The sequence below is a fragment of the Pseudomonas sp. nanlin1 genome, from assembly GCF_045571515.1.
Lineage (GTDB): Bacteria > Pseudomonadota > Gammaproteobacteria > Pseudomonadales > Pseudomonadaceae > Aquipseudomonas.
In genome coordinates this window covers 4,421,220-4,443,180 of record NZ_CP124218.1, presented here as the reverse complement: position 1 = coordinate 4,443,180, position 21,961 = coordinate 4,421,220, and the positions used below count along the sequence as shown (strand labels likewise).

Below are 21,961 nucleotides of genomic sequence, written 5' to 3'. Positions count from 1 at the left end.
AGTAGGCTTGGAGTGTGTTGCACCGCTGGCCAATGATCAACCGGCGTCAAACCAGCCCTTCAGCCGGTCGCGAAAACTCTGGATCAACGGCTCCCGCGAACGCCCTCGGCGCAACGCCAGGGAAAACGGCGCCTGATACCCAAAGGTGGCCGGCAGCAACACTTTCAAGCGTTGCTGATCGACCCAGAACTGCGCGTAATGCTCAGGCAGATAGCCGATGTAGGCCCCCGATAGCACCAGAATCAGCTGCGCCTCCATCGACTCTACCGTCGCGGCGCTGTGCTTGAAGCCGTGCCGCGCCAGTTCGGCCTGGCTCCAGTAGCCTCGCCCGACCATGCGCTGCTGGGTAATCACCTCGGCCGGAATACGCCGCTGGTCGAACAGCTCATGGCGATCGCTGCAGTACAGCCAGTGTTGTTCGCGGTACAGGGCCTGGTACATCAGGCCGCTCATACGCACCGAGAACGCGCCGATGGCCAGGTCCAGGCTGTTTTCCTGGACGCCCAGTTGCAGCTGCGCGGGGCTGAGCACGCTGAGGTGCAAGTGCACCGCAGGGTGTTCTTTGCTGTAGGCGCCGATGACGTCGGCCAGCGGCAGGGCTGGGTCGCTGACGGTGGAGTCGAGCACGCCCAGGTTGAGGGTGCCGCGCAATTCACCCTTGAGGGCGGCGCTGTAGCGTTCGAAACCTTCGAGTTCGGCGAGCAGGCGCAAGGTCTCCTGGTGAAACAGCTCGCCTTTGCTGGTCAGGCTGAAGCCGCCACGGCCTCGATGGCAGAGCACCAGGCCCAGTTGGGTTTCCAGCTGGCTCATATAGGTGCTGATGGCGGAGGTGGAGAGGTTGAGCTGCTGCTGAGCGGCGGCAAAGCCCTGATGGCGGACTACGCAGGCGAAGATGCGCAGCAGCTTGAGGTCCGGCAGGGCAGAGGACATGGAGGGCGCTCCGGGCGTGACAGGGCTGTGAACGGTACACCGGATTGTCGATCTTCGGCCGGCATAGCGGATTGTAGGAGGGGCCTCGGCCCCGATCTATTGATTTTCACCCAGATAGTTTAGAAATTCCTGAACTAAATATTTGCCGGCAGCGATTCTTCAGGCGCCTGGGCCTCACCAGAATGGGGTCACTCCCCTGACAACCCAATGAGGCCACCCTGTGGACACGACCTTCCACCAGCCTTTGGGCGGTAATGAAATGCCGCGTTTTGGCGGCATCGCCACCATGCTGCGCTTGCCCCATGTGCAAAGCGCCCAAGAGCTCGACCGCCTGGATGCGGCGTTTGTCGGTATTCCGTTGGACATCGGTACCTCGCTGCGCTCCGGCACCCGCTTCGGGCCCCGGCAGATTCGCGCTGAGTCGGTGATGATCCGCCCTTACAACATGGCCACCGGGGCCGCGCCGTTCGATTCGCTGAACGTGGCGGACATTGGCGACGTGCCGATCAATACCTTCAACCTGTTGGATGCGGTGCGCATCATCGAACAGGAGTACGACCGCATTCTCGGCCACGGCATCGTGCCGTTGACCCTGGGGGGCGATCACACCCTCACCCTGCCTATTTTGCGCGCCATCCATAAAAAACATGGCAAGGTCGGCCTGGTGCATATCGATGCCCACGCTGATGTCAACGATCACATGTTCGGCGAGAAGATCGCCCACGGCACCACCTTCCGCCGCGCCCAGGAAGAAGGCTTGCTGGACAGCGAACGGGTGGTGCAGATCGGTTTGCGTGCCCAGGGTTATACCGCCGAGGACTTCAACTGGAGCCGTAAGCAGGGCTTTAGAGTGGTGCAGGCCGAGGAGTGTTGGCACCAGTCGCTGACCCCACTCATGGCCGAGGTGCGGGAGAAGGTTGGGGGTGGGCCGGTGTATCTGTCTTTTGACATTGACGGCATCGACCCCGCCTGGGCGCCCGGCACCGGCACCCCGGAAGTCGGTGGGCTGACCACCATTCAAGCGCTGGAGATCATTCGCGGTTGCCAAGGGTTGGACTTGATCGGTTGCGATCTGGTGGAAGTATCGCCGCCCTACGACACCACCGGTAATACCTCGCTGTTGGGCGCCAACCTGTTGTACGAAATGCTGTGTGTGCTGCCGGGTGTCGTACGCCGGTGAGCTGATCGAGCGGCCATCTAGCCCGCTGGTTAAAGGGGCACGTGGCCGTCGATGGCTGGAACTACCCTGCGCCCGGGGTCAACGGGCGACCATAAAGGGTCTGCGTGCCTGCGCGGGCCTTATAACAACTGTGACAGGCATTGGAGCAACCCCATGAGCCATTCGACGCGTATCGAAACCTTTGGCGTAGAACAGATACCCGATCAACACCGCGATGCTCGCCCTATCGACCTGTTTCGCCTGATCTTCGGTGGCGCCAATACCTTTGCCACGGCCGTGCTGGGCAGCTTTCCGGTACTGTTCGGGCTGTCGTTCGAGGCCGGGGCCTGGGCCATCGCCCTGGGGGTGACATTGGGCGCCTTGATCCTGGCGCCAATGGGGCTGTTCGGGGCGATCAATGGCACCAATAACGCGGTGTCATCCGGCGCGCATTTCGGGGTGCATGGGCGCATCATTGGCTCGTTTCTGTCATTGCTGACGGCGGTGGCGTTTTTTTCCCTCTCGGTGTGGAGCTCCGGTGATGCCTTGGTTGGCGGCGCGCGGCGGCTGGTGGGGTTGGCGGAAAACGATGTGAGCCTGGGGCTGGCTTACGGGCTGTTCGCCGTGCTGGTGCTGGTGGTCTGCCTATACGGTTTTCGCTTTATGCTGTGGGTCAACAAGGTAGCCGTGTGGGCGTCGAGCCTGTTGTTTCTGCTGGGCATTTTCGCCTTCGCCGGGCCATTCGACGCGGGCTATGCGGGCAGCGTCAATCTGCACCAACCGGGGTTCTGGGCGGCATTCGTGGGTGCTGCGTTGTTGGCGATGAGCAACCCGGTGTCGTTCGGCGCCTTTCTCGGCGATTGGTCCCGCTATATCCCTCGCGAAACCCCCAAAGCTCGCATCATGCTGGCGGTGCTTGCGGCCCAAGCCGGCACCTTGATTCCTTTCCTGTTCGGCCTGTGCACCGCCACCCTGGTAGCCGCCCACGTGCCGCAGTACATCGAAGCCAATAACTATGTGGGCGGTTTGCTGGCGATCGCGCCGAGCTGGTTCTTTCTGCCGGTGTGCCTGATCGCCGTGATCGGCGGCTTGTCCACCGGCACCACCGCGCTGTACGGCACCGGGCTGGACCTGTCGAGCCTGTTCCCGCGCCTGCTGAGCCGGGCCCAGGCGACCTTGTTGATCGGGATGGCGGCGATTGCCTTTATCTTTATCGGCCGCTTTGCCTTCAACCTAGTGCAGAGCGTGTCGACTTTCGCCGTGCTGATCATCACCTGCACCAGCCCCTGGATGGTGGTGATGATCCTGGGCTTGATCAGCCGTCGCGGCTTCTACCACGCCGACGACCTGCAAGTGTTCAGCCGGGGCGAGCGCGGCGGGCGTTACTGGTTCCACCATGGTTGGAACTGGCGCGGCCTGGGGGCCTGGCTGCCGAGCGCGGCGGTGGGGCTGTGCTTTGTCAATCTACCAGGCCAGTTCGTTGGGCCGCTGGGCGAACTGGCTGGCGGCATCGACATCAGTCTGCCGATCACCCTCGGCCTGGCGACGCTGCTGTACCTGACCTTGCTGCGCACCTTCCCCGAGCCCGCCTCGGTGTACGGCCCGCGAGGCCCGCACCCCATGCTGGGGCGCAAGGCCATGAAGCACATCGTGCCATCGAGCACCGTCCGTTCGTGATCCGTGCTGTGCCCGCTGTGGGCACAGGCGGCGAGGTTTGCCCATGAAACTGGAAATTTTTCGCACCCTATGGGGCTACCGTGGCACCTGGCAGCAAGCCCTACTGGAGGCGCGCGCCGCAGGCTTCGATGGTTTCGAGGCGCGCGTGCCTGAGGCTGCGGCCGAACGCGCGGCTTTTGCGGCGTTCCTGCGTGACAACCACGTGCCTTACATTGCTATCGTGTTCACCTCGACCCCAGTGTTGCCGTTGCAGTCAGCCACGCCGGCCGAGCACCTGGCCGACTTTGCCCGCAAGTTGCAATGGGCGGCCGAACTGGAACCGCGCTTGGTCAATGTACTGGCCGGCAACGACCGCTGGCCGCTGGATCAACAAGTGGACTTCTTCGGTGCCGCGTTGGACATTGCCCGCCGCAGCGGCCTGCACTGCAGCTTCGAAACCCACCGTGCGCGTTCGCTGTTCAACCCCTGGCTGACCCTGCAACTGATCGAGCAGGTGCCTGACTTGCGCTTCACCAGTGACATCAGCCATTGGGTGGTGACGTGCGAGCGCCTGCTCGACGACCCCGCCGATGACCTCAGTGCATTCGTTGAGCGGGTCCAGCACATTCAGGCCCGGGTGGGTTATGACCAGGGCCCACAGGTGCCGCACCCCGGCGCGCCGGAATACGCCGCGGCGCTGGCCTTCCACCAGCAGCACTGGGAAGCCATCTGGCGCTCGCAGCAGGCCCGTGGTTTCCCAGGCACCACCCTGACTCCGGAGTTCGGCCCGGATGGCTACTTGCACCACTTACCCTTCACCGACGTGCCGGTGGCGGATCTGTGGGGCCTGAATGCCTGGATGGGCCGCACCGAGCGCGAACACTTCAATGCCTTTTTGCACCCCCAGAGAGCTTGCCGCCATGAGTGAATCCAATGCTTTCACGCGTATCCCCGTGGTCGATATCCAGGGCCTGTTCAGCACGCGCCTGGACCAGCGCCAGGCTGTGGCCCAAGCCCTCGGCGAGGCCGCGCGGCAGGTGGGTTTCCTTTACATCACAGGCCACGGCATCGCGCCCAAGTTGATCGACGACTTACACGGCGCCGCCGAGCGCTATTTTGCCCAGCCGCTGGACGCCAAAATGCAGCACTACATCGGTGCTTCCCAGACCCACAAGGGCTTTGTGCCCGAGTGCGAGGAGGTGTACGGCACCGGTAAGCCCGACCATAAAGAGGCATTCGATATCGGCTTTGAAGTGCCCGCCGACCACCCGTTAGTGCGCGCCGGCACGCCGTTATTGGGCCCCAACGACTGGCCTGGGTTGCCGGGCTTTCAGGCGGCGGTGCAGGCCTATTACCAGGCGGTGTTCGCGTTGGGGCATCAACTGTTCCGCGGCTTTGCCCTAGCGCTGGGCCTGGACGAGCACGCCTTCGACAACATGGCCTGCTTCCCGCCCTCCAAGCTGCGCCTGATCCATTACCCCTACGACGGCGATGCCCAGGACGCCCCCGGTATCGGCGCGCATACCGACTACGAGTGCTTCACCATTTTGCTAGCCGACCAACCAGGCCTGGAAGTGCTGAACGAGCAGGGCGAGTGGATCGACGCGCCGCCGCTGGACGGGGCCTTTGTCGTCAACATTGGCGACATGTTGGAAGTCATGACCGCCGGCGCGTTTGTCGCCACCGCGCACCGGGTGCGCAAGGTCAAGCAGGAGCGTTACTCGTTTCCCCTGTTCTATGCCTGCGACTACCACACGCTGATCGAACCGCTGCCGCCATTCGCCAGCGCCGAGCAGGACTACGCACCCATCGCCATCGGCGAACACATGTGGGCCCAAGCTTTGCAAACCTATCGATACCTTCGCCAGCGTGTCGCTGACGGGCAGATCGCCCTGCCTGCGCACGCCAGAAAGCCTTCAAGCTTCGGGCATTTGAAACACCAGAGCGTGACTCCGTGACCTGCCTTTTCCCTCAACCTGGAATGACCACTATGCCCAACACCACGTTTTCGCGCTTTGCCATCTCCTTGCTGGGCTTGGCCCTGTTCGCCGCCGGCGTGCAGGCCGCGCCCACCGCCACGCCTGGTACGCTGAAGGTCGGCATGGAGATTTCCTACCCGCCGTTCGAATCGTACGACGGCGATAAAGTGGTGGGTTTTGACCCTGAGGTCTCCAGCGCTTTGGCCAAACAGCTGGGCAATATGCAGGTGCAGTTCGTCGATACGCGCTTCCCCAATTTGATCCTGGGCCTTAACGCTAACCGCTTCGACACCATCATTTCCGGTATGTACATCACCGATGAGCGTACCAAGCAGGCCGAAGCCATCGCCTACGCGCGGGTGGGCGCGGCGATCATGGTACGCAGCGACAGCACCGGCAAACCGCAAACACCTGAAGACCTGTGCGGGCTGAAAGTCGGTTTGCAGCAGGGCACCAACTGGATCAACCAGCTCAAAGCCGTGTCGGCCGATTACTGCGCCAAGCAGAACAAGGGCGAGATCGCCATAAGCGAATACCCGACCACCGCCGAGGCCTCGCAAGCGCTGGTCTCGGGCAATATCCAGGCGCATTTGGAAATCTCGGCGGCGGCAAAAATGATCGTCGATAAAGCCCGCGGCCGCATTGTCATCAGTTCGGAAAAATCCCTGTACCCGCAGACGCTGGGGGTCTACGTGAAAAAGGGCAACGCTGAGCTGATCGAGCAATTGCGCGGTGCCGTCGAGCGCTTCAAGCAAAGCGCCGAGTACACCGAACTGTTGCAAAAATACAACCTAGACCCGGCCTAACCCTTCCTTAGCGCCCCGCTGAGCGGGGGCGACTGAGGCTGCCACGCGGTACGCCTCAGTGCCTTCGCTCTCCATCTGCTGCACTGAGGTCATCATGGCATTCGAATGGGCCTACTTTTTCTCGCTGTTCTCCGTGCAGGCTTTCTGGAAAGCCTGCCTGACGGTGGTCCAGCTCAGTACCCTGGCCTGGACGTTGGGCTTAGTCCTGGGGTTCTTGCTGGCCAGCGCCAAGCTGTCACCGCATGCCTGGCTGCGCCTGCCGGCCGGCCTGTACATCTGGCTGTTTCGCAGTATTCCCTTATTGGTGTTGCTGGTGTTCGTCTACAACCTGCCGCAACTGTTTCCGGCGGCGGGTGGCATACTTTCGCAACCGTTTTATTCTGGCCTGATCGCGCTGGTCCTGACCGAAACCGCCTATATGGCCGAGATCCATCGGGGCGGCTTGCTGTCGGTGCTCAAGGGCCAACGCGAAGCGGCCAAGGCCCTGGGCATTCGTGGGGTGGGCGAGCAGCGGCTGGTGATCATTCCGCAAGCGATTCGGATCTCGCTACCCACGCTGACCAACGAATACGTCACCATCGTCAAACTCACTTCGCTGGTGTCGGTGATTTCTCTCAACGAGTTGCTGCTGGTGGGGCAACGCCTGTACGCGCAAAACTTTCTAGTGCTGGAAACCTTGGCGGCGGTTGCGGTGTATTACGTGCTGATCGTGACCCTGTTCGGCTGGCTGTTGCAGTGGGCTGAGCGCCATTTGGATCTGTCGCGCAAAACCGCGCGCACCCTTGAGCCCGCCCAGGCCGACGCCCTGCGCCCACCGGCGACGCCCGGCAAGCCTCGTTGCGCGCCTGTGGCGGGGCAGCCCGATGCCTTGCGGCTGCGCGATATTCACAAGCGCTATGGCAGCCACGAAGTGCTCAAGGGCATCGACCTGGCGGTGAAGCCCGGCGAGGTGATTTCCATCATCGGCCCGTCAGGTTCCGGCAAGACCTCGTTGATCCGTACCATCAACAGCCTGGAAAGCATCGACCGAGGCGAAATTGTGCTATTTGGCGTCGATTACATCCAGGCCGGTAAGCGGGCGGACGCTAACGTTATCCGTCAGGGCATCAGGCGCATAGGCATGGTGTTCCAGAACTTCAACCTGTTCCCGCACCGGACCATCCTCGACAACGTGATGCTCGCGCCGCGTTATCACGGCGTGGCCAGCACCGCGCAACTGCGGCGCCAGGGCCTGGGGTTGCTCGATCGGGTCGGGTTGCTGGCCCATGCCCACAAGTACCCCCATCAGTTGTCGGGCGGTCAGCAGCAGCGGGTGGCCATCGCCCGTGCGCTGGCGATGGAGCCGGACATCATGCTCTTCGATGAGCCCACTTCGGCGCTGGACCCAGAGCTGGTCGGGGAGGTGCTTAATGTTATTCGTGACCTGGCGGCCGAGGGCATGACGCTGCTGATCGTGACCCATGAGATGGACTTCGCCTTGTCGATTTCCGACCGCATCGTGTTTATGGAAAACGGTCATGTGGTCACCGACGCCTCGCCGGCAGCGATCCGCCAGGCAGGCGATCCGCGGGTCCAACGGTTTATCGGGCTGGATGTTGTTGGGCAGGCAGCGGAGACCGCACTATGACTACCTGTGGTGAGTTTCTCGTCAAGCAATTGCACGCCTGGGGCGTGGACACGGTGTTCGGCATTCCCGGCGTGCACACGGTGGAGCTGTATCGCGGCCTACCCGCTAGCGGCATTCGGCATATCTCACCGCGCCACGAGCAGGGCGCGGGCTTTATGGCCGACGGTTACGCACGGGTCAGCGGCAAACCGGGTGTGTGTTTCATCATCACCGGGCCGGGCATGACCAATATTCTGACCGCCATGGGCCAGGCCTATGCCGACTCGGTGCCGATGCTGGTGATTTCCAGCGTCAACGAGCGCCATCGCTTAGGCCTGGGCAACGGTTACTTGCACGAATTACCCAACCAGCGTGCCATGGTCGTTGGGGTCAGTGCCTTCAGCCATACCCTGATGGGCGTCGATGAACTGCCCAGTGTGCTGGCGCGGGCCTTTGCGGTGTTTGACAGCCAGCGGCCACGGCCTGTGCATATCGAGCTGCCATTGGACGTTATCACCGCCAGCGCCGAGCACCTGCCATTGCGGCCACGGCAGCGAACCGCGCCCGCGGCGCCTAACCTCGAGGCCATTGCCCAGGCGGCGACCCGCTTGCGTTCGGCCCAGCGCCCTCTGCTGTTAGTGGGTGGCGGCTGCGTGGCGGCGGCGGATGAGGTGCGCGAGCTGGCGGCCCGACTGGATGCGCCAACCGCCCTGACCATCAACGCTAAAGGCCTGCTGCCGCCGGGGCATCCGTTGTTGCTGGGCAGCAATCAATCGTTGGTGCCCGTGCGGCAGTTGGCGCTGGAGGCCGACGTGGTGCTGGCCATCGGCACCGAGCTGGGCGAGACCGATTACGACGTGGTGTTCGACGGCAATTTCCGCCTGGGCGGCGAGTTGATTCGCATTGATATCGATGCCGAACAGTTGAGCCGTAACCATCCACCGAGCCTGGCGATCCTCAGCGATGCGACGGCGGCGATGTGCGCCTTGCTGGCCGAGCTGCCCCCGCGAGCCCTGGATGCCCAGAGCCCGGGCGCCCAGCGCACGGCTGGGGTGCAGCGACAACTGGCGCAGACGTTCAGGGGCTGGGCGCACTACCGCCAGCTGTTCGACTGTGTACTTGAAGTGCTGCCGGATGCGCGTTTTGTCGGCGACTCGACGCAGACTGTCTACAGCGGCAACCACCTGGTGGAACTGGACAGCCCGCGCCGCTGGTTCAACGCCTCGACCGGTTACGGCACCCTGGGCTATGGCCTGCCGGCGGCCATCGGGGCCAAGCTGGCCGAGCCTGCGCGGGCGGTGATCAGCCTGATGGGCGATGGTGGTCTGCAATTTACCCTGGCCGAACTGGCCAGCGCCGTTGAAGCGCGGGTCGGCATCGTTGTGTTGTTGTGGAATAACCAGGGCTACGGCGAGATCAAGCGCTACATGGAGCGCCGCGACATCACGCCCTTGGGCGTGGACATCTACACCCCGGACTTCCTGACGATCGCCCGCGGGTTTGGCTGTGTAGCTGAACGGGCGCTGGATTATCCGCACTTGCAGGCGCTGTTACGGGAGGCGCCAGGTGATCGGCCGCTGGTCATTGAAATCAACGAAGCGCCGCCGTTTGCACCTTAAGCCCGTAACGCGCGCCTGAGGATTTGCAGATGGCCTACCCGATCGCTGAACTGGCGGCCGGACAGGCGCTTGCTGGCAGTAGGGGCAAGCAGTTGGCCAACCTGGCGAGTGGGCAGCCCGCTGGCTCGCCCCAGCACTTGCCATTGTTCGGCGACGGCCAGGCGCTCGAAGCCAGGGTGATGGCGGCGCGCCTGGCGCAGGATGTCCTGCTGTAGGGTGCGCAACAGGGTCGCCTGGCCGCCGTGCCGGTATTGAGCTTGCGCAGTGGCGTACAAGGCTTGCAAGCGGGCCGGGTGCCCTTGGGGGCGTGGCGATTGCTTCGGCCCGGGGCGCCACGCGTAGTGCCACAACCCGAAGCCCAGGAGCAGGGCGAGGGCGCATAGGGCCTCGCTGAAGTTGCGCAGCAGTGACGCGAACCCTGAGCCCTGGCTGATATCGGTCAGCAGCACCACCGCGCTGCCCTGGTTCAAGTACCAGAGCAGCCAGGCGTTGTCGGCGTCGCCGATGGCCGTATCGCGCCACAGTTGCGCATCACTGACCACCGTCACTAGGCCCAGCCCATGCCGCAGTTGCATCAGGTGGGTGGCGCTGCTGCTGTTGGCCCAGAATTGCGCCAGGTTGTACGGGTCTTCCAGGTGAAAAGCAGGGTTGAAGCTGGCGTACGCCGGGAGCGGCTCGTGCTCAAGGTAGATTTGGGTGAGTGGCGCGAAAGGCTGGTCGGTCAGTTCTGCGGGAGCCGGGGGCAGGTCGCGGGTCAGGTAGCGGCGCAGTCGCAGGCGGTCGAGCAATAAATCGGCACTTTTGCCTTGCTGGTCGTTCCATTGCGCTTGGGCGGCGACGACTAATCGGCCGCCCGCGCTGACCCAACTCAACAGCCGTTCGATCTGGGCCGGCGATATACCCTCACGTTCATCGAGCAACAATAGGCTGCGGCCTTGGGGGGCGAGGCTGTTGAGCCCGTTCAGGCCTTGCGTCTGGCTGACTACCAGGCCCCGTTGTTGCAGGAAAGCCAGTGCGGCGAGGTAGGGCGTGGCGCTAAAGCCGGTGCTCCCTGAGCCTCGGTCGCGCAGCGTTGCGAGGCGGTCCGCGGGGGGCTGCTGGAGCAGCGCCTGGATGTCGCGTTGGGCGGTCGCGCTGTCGAGGCTTTGCTGGGTCAGGCGTGGGGTCGGCAAGCTCGGCGGTGCTTGCCCGGCCCAGCTCGGTGTGGGGGCGGCCACCAGGCCCAGGCTCAACAGCACGATGGCTAACGCCTGCGCCCTGAGCAGAAGGCCGGCGCGGTGCAGAATGCGCACGATGCTTCGGGTCGTTTCGACCCGACATAAGGTGTCGAGAGGGGGCGGCTGGCTGAATGTGGTTGGCATGATGGCCCCGAAGACGGTGCAGCGAAAACTGATGCTAGCCATCGCCAGCGCCTGAGGCAACCTGACAGCCAATACAGGCAACTGCCGGGCGGCTGCGGTAAGCTGGCTCGCCCGATTTTCCAAAGGATACGCCCGTGAGTTCGAGTATCTTCTGGCACGACTACGAAACGACCGGTATCAACCCGCGCAGTGACCGCGCTTTGCAGTTCGCCGGCATTCGTACCGACGCCCAGCTCAATGAGATCGACGAGCCAATCAACCTGTACTGCCGCCTCAGCGACGATATTCTGCCGCATCCAGCGGCGTGCCTGATTACCGGCATCACCCCGCAGACCCTCGACCAGCAAGGGCTGCCCGAAGCCGATTTCATGGCCCGGGTGCACGCCCAGTTGGCCGCGCCGGGGACCTGTGGCGCCGGTTACAACAGCCTGCGTTTTGACGATGAAGTGACCCGCTACAGCCTGTACCGCAATCTGTTCGACCCCTATGCCCGGGAGTGGCAGGGCGGCAATAGCCGCTGGGATTTGATCGATGGGGTGCGCACGGCCTACGCTCTGCGGCCCGAGGGGATTGTCTGGCCCGAGCACGAGGGGCACGTCAGCCTGAAGCTTGAAGGGCTGACGGCGGCCAATGGCATCGAGCATGGGCAAGCCCACGATGCGTTGGCGGATGTGCGCGCAACCATCGCTTTGGCCCGCTTGTTGAGCGAGCGCCAGCCCAAGTTATACCAATGGCTGTATCACATGCGTATTAAGCAGAACGTCATGGAGCAAGTACGCCTGATGCAACCCAGGGTGCATATCTCTGGGCGTTTTTCAGCGGCGCGGCATTACCTCGGGGTGGTATTGCCCTTGGCCTGGCACCCGCGCAATCGTAATGCTTTGATCGTGTGCGACCTGCACGAAGACCCATCGCCTTTATTCGAGTGTTCGGCCGAGGCACTGCGCGCCCGGTTATATCAGCGCCGCGAAGACCGTGCGCCGGGTGAACTACCGGTGCCGCTTAAGTTAGTGCACGTAAACCGTTGCCCGGTGCTGGCACCGATGTCGGTATTACGCGCCGAGGATTATCGGCGTTTGCAATTGGACAGCCAGTTGTATGAGCGGCGTATAGCCGAATTAACCGCCCATTGCGCTATCTGGCAGGAAAAGTTGCCAGCGTTGTATGCCGACGACGGGCGACTCGCGAGCCAAGACCCGGAGCAGCAGTTATATGATGGATTTATTGGTGATCGCGACCGGCGCCTATGTGAACGGGCAAGAACACTTGATCCGGCCGACGTGGCGCAAGAAACCTGGATGTTCGATGATGGGCGGCTAGGGGAACTGTTGTTTCGTTATCGTGCGCGAAACTTTCCTGACACATTGTCAGAATCCGAGAGCGCCCGTTGGCTGACGTTCTGTAAGCAACGCCTGACAGATGAAACCCAAGGTGCGCCATTAACCCTGCTGCAATTCGATCAGGCGTTGGCGCCTTTGCTAGCCCAGGCCAAGCCGCAAGAGCTAGAAGTGCTGAAGGCCTGGAAAAATTATGTCAGCTCGTTAAAAGGGCGCCTGGACGTGGCTGTTTAGACCGCGAATAAAAAACGCCAGCAAGCTGGCGTTTTTTAATGGATCCGAGAAACAATCAGCCCAGCAGTGTTGCCCAGCTTTCAACAACGTCACCGCCCCACTTGGCTTTCCACTCTTTCAGAGTTTTGTGGTTGCCGCCTTTGGTTTCGATGATTTCGCCGTTGTGCGGGTTTTTGTACTGCTTAACTTTACGAGCACGTTTGGTGCCGGTGGTTTTTGCGGCGCTGGTGCTGCGTGGGGCCTTGCTGGCTTTAGCCTCAGGGTCGAGCAGCGCGATGATGTCGCGCAGGGATTTTTGATACTCGCCCATCAGGGTGCGCAATTTGCTTTCGAATTCCAGTTCGGTTTGCAGTTTGCCGTCTTGCTCCAAACTTTTCAGGTGAGCTTGTAGCTCTTTGATGGCTTCTTCGGTGGAGCGGTATTCGTTGATCAGGGACATGAGTCTACCTTAACAGTGCAGGAGGTCAGGGAACAGTGCTGGTAATAATAGACACCCGCTTTGATCAAGTAAACATTAAAACCCTTGGCTACAACAAAAAGTCGGTATGCACGCCAAGATGAAAACGATTTCATATTCGCCCTGGGCCATTATTTACCGACTATTTAAGTTACCAGGTTTGTCGAGGCTTGACTGAGCGCGGGCGGGGAATGCCGCCGCGCGACAAAATGCACCTGCATCGAGCATGCAGTTTTGCTGCACACTCGCTAGAATGGCCGCCTTTGCGAAGTATTGGAGTTTTACCTCATGCGCACTTTTCGGCTGGTGATTGCCTGCCCAGATCGCGTTGGCATCGTTGCCAAAGTCAGTCATTTTCTAGCATCCCATAATGGTTGGATTACCGAAGCCAGCCACCATTCGGATCACCAAAGCCAGTGGTTCTTCATGCGCCACGAAATCCGTGCCGACACTTTGCCGTTTGGTATCGAGGCATTTCGCGAAGCCTTCGCGCCCATCGCCGAAGAGTTTTCGATGGTCTGGCGGGTGACCGACACCGACCAGAAGAAACGCGTGGTGTTAATGGCCAGCCGTGAGTCCCATTGTTTGGCCGACCTGCTGCATCGCTGGCACAGTGATGAACTGGACTGCGATATTCCGTGCGTCATTTCCAACCATAACGATTTGCGCAGCATGGTGGAGTGGCACGGTATCCCTTACTACCATGTACCGGTCGACCCGCAAGACAAACAACCAGCATTTGCCGAAGTGTCTAGGTTGGTCGAGCAGCACCAGGCCGATGTGGTGGTACTGGCGCGTTATATGCAAATTTTGCCGCCGCAGTTATGTCAGGCCTACGCGCAAAAGGTCATCAATATTCACCACAGTTTCTTGCCCTCTTTCGTCGGCGCCAAGCCTTACCACCAGGCCTCTTTGCGCGGCGTCAAATTGATTGGTGCGACGTGTCACTACGTGACGGAAGAACTCGATGCCGGGCCGATCATCGAGCAGGATGTCGTGCGCGTCAGCCATAGCGACAGCATCGATGACATGGTTCGCTTTGGCCGTGACGTAGAAAAAATGGTATTGGCCCGGGGCCTGCGTTATCACTTGGAAGACCGTGTATTGGTACACGGCAACAAGACCGTGGTCTTTTGATAGGCCGGCGGTTTGGGAGCTATTGATGGGCGACCCGTTCGATAAAGCCACTGCTAAAGCCCCGCCCGTCCTGGGCGAGGGCTGCCTGAGCCGTTACGACCCAGAGGCATTAAGCGAGGAGGACGGCGCGGACTTCTCCGAGGCGCCTACGCTGCTGCAGGAGCCGGCTCCGGCCCCTGCTGCGACAGTTAGGCCCGAGTGACCAGCGCTCAGGTCTGGCGCCAGCCCATGAGCTTCTTCAGCAGCGGTTTGCCCACCATCATGAAGAAGATCGGCCCGCCCGCGACCAGGTAGAAATAGTAGGTCACTACCCGCCAGATCAGAATGGCCGCGCCGGCGGTGGACTTACCCACCATCGGCGCCAGCAAGGCGGCGCTGGTGAGTTCTGCCGCACCGGCGCCACCGGGCAATAGGCTGAACTGGCCGGTACTCAGCGCGATCATCTGGATCAGGAAGGTCCAGGCCCACTGCAAATCCGCCCCCAAGCCCTGCAGCGCCAAGTAAAGCACGCTGTAGCGTAACCCCCAGTGAATGCAAGTCAGGGCGAACACCTTGGCCAGGGTGGCCCGTGGCAGGCGTAGGGTGTCGGCGAAGGCATCGAGAAAGTGCAGTAACTTGCGCGCCCAGCGCAGGCGCGTGGCATTGCTGACCCCGCAGCGGCTCAACAGGCGGCCATTGAGTTTGATCATTTGCCGATGGTAGTGAACCATCGCGATGCACAGCAGCACCCCCGCCGCCATCAACGAAGCACTGACCACCAGCAGCCATTCCATGTTGCTGCTCAGGTTATGGAACAGGGCGTAGAGCAGGATGCCGCCCAGGGCCAGCAGGAAGAACAGCAGGTCGTTGAACTGGTCCATGGCAAAGGCGGCGCTGCTGCGGGCCGGGCGTACGCCAAATCGGCTGAGCAGGGCGATCAGCGTCACTGGGCCGCCACTGCCGCCCGGCGTGGCGCTGTAGGCGAACTCGGTGGCCATGACCACCGCCAGGCTCTTCAAGCGCCCGACCTTTTGCGCTTCGTCGTCCAACAACAGGCGCAAGCGCAGGGTGTTGACCACCCAGCCCACCAGGATCATGCCGAATAACACAGCCAGCAACCACAGAGGAAAGCCGCGCAGGTGGCCAAGCATCTCACCGCCACCGAGCCACAGCGGCACCAGTACGGCCACGGCAAGGCCGACCGCCAGCCACAACCAGCGCTTCATAGGTGGTGTCTGCGAGCGCGCTTGGGGCGCCGGATACAAACGATAGTGTGCAAGTTGGGTGGCCCTCTTCGGTCAAACGTAGCTACGTTGACCTTGCGCAAGAAGAGATGTTCGCTCAGCCGCCACGCCAAGGCCGAGAATGCAGGGTGCACCTCGGCCTTGGTGAGGGGGTCAGACAAACATTTTGCTCGCCAGCCAGAACAGCCCGGCAGCCAGGGACATGGAGGCGGGGAGGGTGAGCACCCAGGCCAGCAGGATGGTGCGTACGGTGCCGCCTTGCAGGCCGCTTTTGTTGGCGACCATGGTGCCCGCCACGCCGGATGAGAGGATATGGGTGGTCGACACGGGCAGGCTGAGGATGTTGGCCATACCAATGGCACCGGCTGTGACGATCTGGGCCGACATACCTTGGGCGTAGGTCATGCCTTGCTTGCCGATCTTTTCCCCGATGGTCAGGACCACGCGTTTCCAGCCGACCATGGTGCCGATACCCAGCGCCAGTGCCACGGCCAGGATGACCCAGAAAGGCGCGTACTCAGTGGTGGCGGTGAGGTCTTTACGCAGTTTGTCCAGGTCGGCCTTTTCCCGTACATCCAGGCCTGGCAGCTTGGCGACTTTACGTGCGGTGTCGTCGAGGCACAGCAGGTAACGGCGGACTTCAATGCGTTTCTCTGCGGGCAACGAGTGGTAGTCCGCAACCCCTTGCAGGGTGGACTGCAACGCATCGATGGTCGGTTCGGTCTGCTTCGGATTGCAGCTGAACTGAGCCGGCAGGTCGCCCTGCTGCGCTTTGCCCAGCGCCAGGAACTCACCCAGGGTCGCTTCGTTACGCTGGTAGAACTGGCTCAGGTGCAGGGTCGCGTCGCGGGTACGTTCGATCTGGTAGGTGGTGCTGTTGACGTCGAGCACGAACTGCGCAGGGACAATACCGATCAGCACCAACATGATCAGGCCAATACCTTTTTGACCATCGTTGGAGCCGTGGACGAAGCTCACCGCCATGGCCGAGATAACCAGCACCAGGCGATTCCAGAACGGCGGGTGCTTTTTGTCGTCGATCTTGCGCCGCTGTTCGGGGGTTTTATGCATCTTCGACAGCGGCCGCCACCACTTAAGCGCCAGCAGCACCAGGGCGGCGATGAGGAAACCGGCCATTGGCGAGACCACCAGCGAGGCGCCGATGTCCATGACCTTCTGCCAATTCACCCCGTCTGCCAGGGGAATATCGTTGATCAAGGCGTTGGCCAGGCCGACACCGAGGATCGAACCGATCAGTGTATGGGAACTCGACGCCGGGATACCGAAGTACCAGGTGCCCAGGTTCCAGGCGATAGCGGCGGCCAGCAACGAGAAGACCATGGCCAGGCCGTGGCCGGTGTTGACGTTGATGAGCAGTTCCACCGGTAACAGGTGGACGATCGCATAGGCGACCCCTACACCCCCCAGCAAAACGCCGAGGAAGTTGAAAATACCGGAGAAAAATACCGCCAGGTGCGGCGGCATGGCTTTCGTATAAATGACCGTTGCCACCGCGTTCGCGGTGTCGTGAAAGCCATTGATGAACTCGAACGTCAGGACGAACGCCAGGGCGAGGAGCAGGCTAACCAGTACCCAAGCATCAAGCCCGCTGAATAAATCGATCATGGAGGTTTTCTGACCCGGTCATAAGGGGGCGCGATTATGCCAGAAAATCACGACAATCGTTGTGCAGGCATCCGCGCAAATACATTTTTTGACGGTTTCGGACAGCCGGAAACCTCGCCCTGTGCTCAGCGCATGGTAAGACTTTATAGCGTGCAAAAGCCTGTTTGCGGACTTATGGCGCAACAACGCCTAGGCTACAAGCGATCAAACGACTGTATGAAATCGGCGCTGAGGTGTCGCATATTTGACCGATTCAGCCGCTGTGCGGAACCTTCAAGCTTTTTCTTCGTGAAGGTCTTTTTCGATCTTTTGCAGTTCTTGCTGGAACGCCTGATCCAGCAAACTGGCGCGTTTGCGCCATGGCTTGCGTTCTGGTTCGGGTTGAGCGGCATAGGTGGTGATTTCACCACCGTAAACGTCCTTGTAACGTTGTTCCTGGCGCTCGAGTTCTGCGCGCAGTTCATCTTTGGTCACGTGAGTACCTAAAAGTTAGATGTTTCAAGTTTTGCCATAGACCCGCATTTGGGTGTGGGTAAGATAGGCAAAACCGATGGGGGCAATGTTTGGCGGGATGCTTGACCTGGAAGCAGGGCGCATACCGCTGGCCAATCCTGGCCGGGCACGAGGGCCATGAAGCGCGGCAACAATAACACGGCTAATGTTTGCTTGGCTTCGAGTAACTTTGCCGATGCACAGCGTATGTTGTACTAAATACTTTGAGCACACTGAGCGTCATTAGTTTCCCAGGGTTCTAATAAAGGCCACGTCGCCATTCGGTAGCGCTAGCAAGATGATTGCGATAATCAGTGCTAGGTTCGATAATCGCCCATGCCTGAGTGTTGCAGGTTTGCCTCTGAGAGGATCAAGCATGAACGATGAACTACGCACTGCATTCACTTCCCTTGCCCCACCGATCGTGGCCTCTGCCGCCAAGCGCATTCAGGCGTTTACCGGTGACCCCGACTTCATGACCTCCCTGGCCCGCGGCCTGGCAGTGGTGCAAGCTTTTCAGGAGCGCAAGCGCCACCTGACCATCGCGCAAATCAGCCACCGTACGGAGATCCCCCGTGCCGCCGTACGTCGCTGCCTACATACCTTGATCAAGTTGGGTTATGCCACCACCGACGGGCGCACCTATTCGTTATTACCCAAGGTCTTGACCCTTGGGCATGCCTATTTGTCGTCGACGCCTTTGGCGGTCTCAGCCCAGCCTTACCTGGACCGTATGAGCGAGCAGTTGCATGAAGCGTGCAACATGGCGACCCTGGAAGGTGACGATATTCTTTATATCGCGCGGTCCGCTACCACGCAGCGGCTGATCTCAGTCGACCTTTCGGTTGGCGGCCGACTTCCCGCGTATTGCACGTCGATGGGGCGCATCTTGCTCGCGGCCCTGGACGATGTGACCCTCAGCGATTACTTGGCGCATGTCGAATTGCAGCCCAAAACCAGCAAAACCCTGGCGACCCGGCAGGCCCTGGCCGACTGCCTGCAGCTCGTGCGCAGCCAGGGCTGGTGCATCGTCGATCAGGAACTGGAGCAGGGCCTGCGTTCGATCGCCGTACCGGTCTACGATGCCTCGGGCCAAGTGGTGGCCGCCATCAACGTGAGTACCCACGCCGGGCGAGTGGCGCGCACAGAACTGGAGCAGCGTTTTCTGCCCATCATGCTAGCGGCCAGCCGCGACCTTAGTACGCAATTATTCGCCTGATAGAAGATCGCGGGCAAGCCCGCTCCTACACAGGCGTTGCGCTACCTGTAGGAGCGAGCTTGCTCGCGAAAAATGCCAGCGCTAACCATGCGTCCTGGGTGGATGCGATATATGCGCCAGATCGCGGGCAAGCCCGCTCCTACAGGGGGTGTTTTTACGGCTGTTCGATTACCGCACAGATATGTGTTTGGCGAATTGACGAGGTCAAAGGCTGGCCCTTAAATACCGGAGCCCGTGGCTAATGCCGATTCGTATTTGACTGGATGGACTCGGTGTTGGTGATCGCGGGCGAGCCCGCTGCTACGCAGGGCTTTAACTGATTTCTACGGATAATAATAAAATGAATCGTCCCGAAGTCTCTGCTGGTCCCTGCCTGGATGTGCAGGCGTTTATTAACGCCCAACCGTTGTCACGCTACCAATGGCGTGTGGTTATTCTGTGTTTTCTTATTGTCTTACTCGACGGCCTGGACACCGCCGCCATGGGCTTTATTGCCCCGGCGCTGTCCCAGGAGTGGGGGATCGACCGTGCCAGCCTGGGCCCAGTGATGAGCGCGGCGCTGGTGGGTATGGTGTTTGGCGCCCTCGGCTCTGGCCCGCTGGCCGACCGCTTTGGGCGCAAGAGGGTGCTGGTCGGCGCCGTGCTGCTGTTCGGTGGCTTTAGCCTGGCCTCGGCCTTTAGCAACAACGTCGAGCAATTGATGATCTTGCGCTTTCTCACCGGGTTGGGCCTGGGGGCCGGCATGCCGAATGCCGCCACGCTGCTGTCGGAGTACACCCCGGAGCGGCATAAGTCGTTGCTGGTGACCAGTATGTTCTGCGGGTTCAACCTGGGCATGGCCGGCGGTGGGTTTATCTCTGCCTGGCTGATCCCCGCTTATGGTTGGCACAGCCTGTTACTGCTCGGCGGGGTGCTGCCACTGCTGCTCTTGCTGGTGCTGCTGGTCTGGCTGCCGGAGTCGGCCCGCTACTTGGTGGTACGCAACGCCCCGGTGGAGCGAATCCGGCGCGCCCTGGCGCCGATTGCGCCGGCCGAAGTGGCCCGTGCGGGCAGCTTCAGCGTGCCAGAGCAAAAAACCATAAAGGCGCAAAACGTGTTCGCGCTGATTTTCAGCGGCGCCTATAGCGTCGGTACCTTGTTGCTATGGCTCACTTACTTTATGGGCCTGGCGATCGTTTACCTGTTGACCAGTTGGTTGCCCACGCTGATGCGCGACAGTGGCGCCAGCCTGCAACAAGCGGCGTTTATCGGTGGTTTATTCCAGTTGGGCGGGGTCCTCAGTGCGGTAGGTGTCGGTTGGGCCATGGACCGATTCAACCCGCATAAAGTCATCGGTGCCTTTTACCTATTGGCCGGGGTATTTGCCTACGCGGTGGGGCAGAGCCTGGGCAACATCGCCTTGCTCGCGACCCTGGTGCTGGCAGCCGGCATGTGCGTAAACGGTGCGCAGTCGGCGATGCCTTCTTTGGCCGCGCGCTTCTACCCCACCCAAGGGCGTGCCACCGGTGTGTCATGGATGCTCGGTATTGGCCGCTTCGGGGCCATTCTGGGGGCCTGGATGGGCGCCACCCTGCTCGGGTTGGGGTGGAGTTTCGAGCAAGTCTTGACGGCGTTGGTGGTGCCAGCGGCCGTTGCTACCGCCGCCGTGTTGGTTAAAGGCTGGGTCAGCCACGCTGACGCCACCTGAACATATCGTTCGATAATCGAACATAGAGTCGATTATCGAATTGTTTGGCTCGCGGTAGCCGCTTAACCTTGGGCTATTCCAATATCGGCTCACTGAATCAAGGAGTCTTGCGCCCATGGCCAAGCACCAGGAGAAGCATGATGCGTGACGTATTTATTTGCGATGCCGTACGCACCCCCATCGGCCGCTTTGGTGGCGGCCTGGCCAACGTACGCGCTGACGACCTGGCCGCCGTGCCGATCAAGGCGCTCATGGAGCGCAACCCATCGGTGCAGTGGCACGAGGTGGATGAGGTGTTTCTGGGTTGCGCCAATCAGGCGGGCGAGGACAACCGCAACGTCGCCCGTATGGCGCTACTGCTCGCCGGTTTACCGGAGAGCGTCCCTGGGGTCACGCTGAACCGGCTCTGCGCATCAGGCATGGACGCCATCGGCACGGCCTTTCGGGCCATTGCCAGTGGCGAGATGGAGCTGGCCATTGCCGGTGGTGTCGAGTCGATGTCGCGGGCACCGTTCGTGATGGGCAAGGCCGACGCCGCCTTTTCGCGCAATATGAAACTGGAAGACACCACCATCGGTTGGCGCTTTATCAACCCGTTGATGAAAGCGCAGTACGGCGTTGACGCCATGCCCCAGACCGCTGACAACGTGGCCGACGACTACCAGGTCTCCCGTGCCGATCAGGACGCCTTTGCTTTGCGCAGCCAGCAACGCACGGCGGCGGCGCAAGCAGCGGGTTATTTCGCCGAAGAAATCGTACCGGTGCGGGTCGCCCATAAAAAAGGCGAGACCGTGGTGGACAGCGATGAACATCCACGTGCCGACACTACGCTGGAGACCCTGGCCAAGCTCAAACCTGTGAACGGTGCCGATAAGACCGTCACCGCAGGCAACGCCTCGGGCGTTAATGACGGGGCAGCGGCGCTGATTCTGGCGTCTGCCGAAGCGGTGAAAAAACACGGTTTGACCGCTCGGGCCCGGGTGTTGGGCATGGCCAGCGCCGCCGTCCCCCCCCGCGTCATGGGCATCGGCCCGGTGCCAGCGGTGCGCAAGCTGGTGCAACGCCTGGGCCTGGCCGTGGGTGATTTCGACGTGATCGAACTCAATGAAGCCTTTGCCAGCCAAGGCCTGGCGGTATTACGTGAGCTCGGTCTGGCCGACGATGCCGCGCAAGTGAACCCAAACGGCGGCGCCATCGCTTTGGGGCACCCGTTGGGTATGAGCGGCGCGCGGTTGGTGCTCACAGCCCTGCATCAGTTGGAAAAGACCGGCGGTAAAAAAGGCCTCGCCACCATGTGTGTCGGGGTAGGGCAGGGCCTGGCCCTGGCGATCGAGCGGGTGTGATCGCGGCATAAAAGAGCAATCCGGTTACCCACGTTCAACGGCTACAGCCCGCTGGCCTCCACGCAAGGTCATCCGGCAGGGCGTTGATCG

General features: G+C 61.3%; 18 protein-coding genes. 12 read left to right on the top strand and 6 right to left on the bottom strand.

What is annotated here, in order from left to right; genetic code table 11:
* Positions 1-36: 36 nt before the first annotated feature.
* Positions 37-930 (bottom strand): LysR family transcriptional regulator, encoded by an 894-nt coding sequence (locus QCL65_RS20515; RefSeq protein ID WP_407312017.1) that lies wholly within the window; start codon positions 928-930, stop codon positions 37-39.
* 220 nt (positions 931-1,150) lie between these two features.
* Here QCL65_RS20515 and speB point away from each other — a divergent pair, with 220 nt between their 5' ends.
* From speB to QCL65_RS20480, 7 genes are all read left to right on the top strand, one after another.
* Positions 1,151-2,110, top strand: a complete 960-nt coding sequence (gene speB, locus QCL65_RS20510; protein ID WP_407312015.1) for an agmatinase — start codon at positions 1,151-1,153, stop codon at positions 2,108-2,110.
* 153 nt (positions 2,111-2,263) lie between these two features.
* A complete protein-coding gene (locus QCL65_RS20505; RefSeq protein WP_407312013.1) occupies positions 2,264-3,766 on the top strand; it encodes a purine-cytosine permease family protein in 1,503 nt (500 codons plus the stop codon).
* Positions 3,767-3,809: 43 nt separating this feature from the next.
* Positions 3,810-4,673, top strand: a complete 864-nt coding sequence (locus tag QCL65_RS20500) for a sugar phosphate isomerase/epimerase family protein (protein WP_407312011.1) — start codon at positions 3,810-3,812, stop codon at positions 4,671-4,673.
* Positions 4,666-5,703, top strand: a complete 1,038-nt coding sequence (locus QCL65_RS20495) for an isopenicillin N synthase family dioxygenase (protein ID WP_407312009.1) — start codon at positions 4,666-4,668, stop codon at positions 5,701-5,703. Before QCL65_RS20500 ends, QCL65_RS20495 begins: the two co-directional genes overlap by 8 nt.
* A 32-nt stretch (positions 5,704-5,735) precedes the next feature.
* Positions 5,736-6,530: a transporter substrate-binding domain-containing protein gene (locus tag QCL65_RS20490; RefSeq protein ID WP_407312007.1), complete on the top strand. Its 795-nt coding sequence runs from the start codon at positions 5,736-5,738 to the stop codon at positions 6,528-6,530.
* A 94-nt stretch (positions 6,531-6,624) separates the two neighbouring features.
* Entirely contained in the window at positions 6,625-8,157 is a 1,533-nt protein-coding gene (locus QCL65_RS20485; RefSeq protein ID WP_407312005.1) for an amino acid ABC transporter permease/ATP-binding protein, read from the top strand.
* Complete coding sequence (locus QCL65_RS20480) at positions 8,154-9,755, top strand: 5-guanidino-2-oxopentanoate decarboxylase (protein ID WP_407312002.1); 1,602 nt, start codon at positions 8,154-8,156, stop codon at positions 9,753-9,755. The genes QCL65_RS20485 and QCL65_RS20480 overlap by 4 nt, the downstream gene beginning before the upstream one ends.
* Here QCL65_RS20480 and QCL65_RS20475 read toward each other — a convergent pair.
* Positions 9,752-11,116: a DUF4350 domain-containing protein gene (locus QCL65_RS20475; protein ID WP_407312000.1), complete on the bottom strand. Its 1,365-nt coding sequence runs from the start codon at positions 11,114-11,116 to the stop codon at positions 9,752-9,754. The two genes, QCL65_RS20480 and QCL65_RS20475, sit on opposite strands and share 4 nt — an antisense overlap.
* 134 nt (positions 11,117-11,250) lie before the next feature.
* On the opposite strand from QCL65_RS20475, the gene sbcB reads away from it, so the two are divergent.
* Positions 11,251-12,687, top strand: coding sequence for an exodeoxyribonuclease I (gene sbcB, locus QCL65_RS20470; RefSeq protein ID WP_407311998.1), 1,437 nt, complete (start codon positions 11,251-11,253; stop codon positions 12,685-12,687).
* A 55-nt stretch (positions 12,688-12,742) separates the two neighbouring features.
* On the opposite strand, the gene mvaT is transcribed toward sbcB, so the two are convergent.
* On the bottom strand, positions 12,743-13,126 hold the full coding sequence (gene mvaT, locus QCL65_RS20465; protein WP_407311996.1) for a histone-like nucleoid-structuring protein MvaT: 384 nt from the start codon (positions 13,124-13,126) through the stop codon (positions 12,743-12,745).
* A gap of 306 nt (positions 13,127-13,432) precedes the next feature.
* Here mvaT and purU point away from each other — a divergent pair, with 306 nt between their 5' ends.
* A complete protein-coding gene (gene purU, locus QCL65_RS20460; protein ID WP_407311994.1) occupies positions 13,433-14,281 on the top strand; it encodes a formyltetrahydrofolate deformylase in 849 nt (282 codons plus the stop codon).
* Between the two features lie 209 nt (positions 14,282-14,490).
* Here purU and QCL65_RS20455 read toward each other — a convergent pair whose 3' ends face one another.
* The 3 genes from QCL65_RS20455 to QCL65_RS20445 all read right to left on the bottom strand — a co-directional run bounded on the left by QCL65_RS20455 (position 14,491) and on the right by QCL65_RS20445 (position 17,604).
* Complete coding sequence (locus QCL65_RS20455; protein WP_407311992.1) at positions 14,491-15,486, bottom strand: lysylphosphatidylglycerol synthase transmembrane domain-containing protein; 996 nt, start codon at positions 15,484-15,486, stop codon at positions 14,491-14,493.
* 171 nt (positions 15,487-15,657) lie between these two features.
* A complete protein-coding gene (locus QCL65_RS20450) occupies positions 15,658-17,130 on the bottom strand; it encodes an inorganic phosphate transporter (protein ID WP_407311990.1) in 1,473 nt (490 codons plus the stop codon).
* Positions 17,131-17,403: 273 nt separating this feature from the next.
* Positions 17,404-17,604, bottom strand: a complete 201-nt coding sequence (locus QCL65_RS20445) for a hypothetical protein (RefSeq protein ID WP_407311988.1) — start codon at positions 17,602-17,604, stop codon at positions 17,404-17,406.
* Between the two features lie 394 nt (positions 17,605-17,998).
* Here QCL65_RS20445 and pcaR point away from each other — a divergent pair, with 394 nt between their 5' ends.
* The 3 genes from pcaR to pcaF all read left to right on the top strand — a co-directional run bounded on the left by pcaR (position 17,999) and on the right by pcaF (position 21,871).
* Positions 17,999-18,841, top strand: coding sequence for a pca regulon transcriptional regulator PcaR (gene pcaR / locus QCL65_RS20440; protein ID WP_407311986.1), 843 nt, complete (start codon positions 17,999-18,001; stop codon positions 18,839-18,841).
* Between the two features lie 340 nt (positions 18,842-19,181).
* On the top strand, positions 19,182-20,528 hold the full coding sequence (locus QCL65_RS20435; protein WP_407311984.1) for an MFS transporter: 1,347 nt from the start codon (positions 19,182-19,184) through the stop codon (positions 20,526-20,528).
* Positions 20,529-20,665: 137 nt separating this feature from the next.
* Complete coding sequence (gene pcaF, locus QCL65_RS20430; RefSeq protein WP_407311982.1) at positions 20,666-21,871, top strand: 3-oxoadipyl-CoA thiolase; 1,206 nt, start codon at positions 20,666-20,668, stop codon at positions 21,869-21,871.
* The last annotated feature ends 90 nt before the right edge of the window (positions 21,872-21,961 follow it).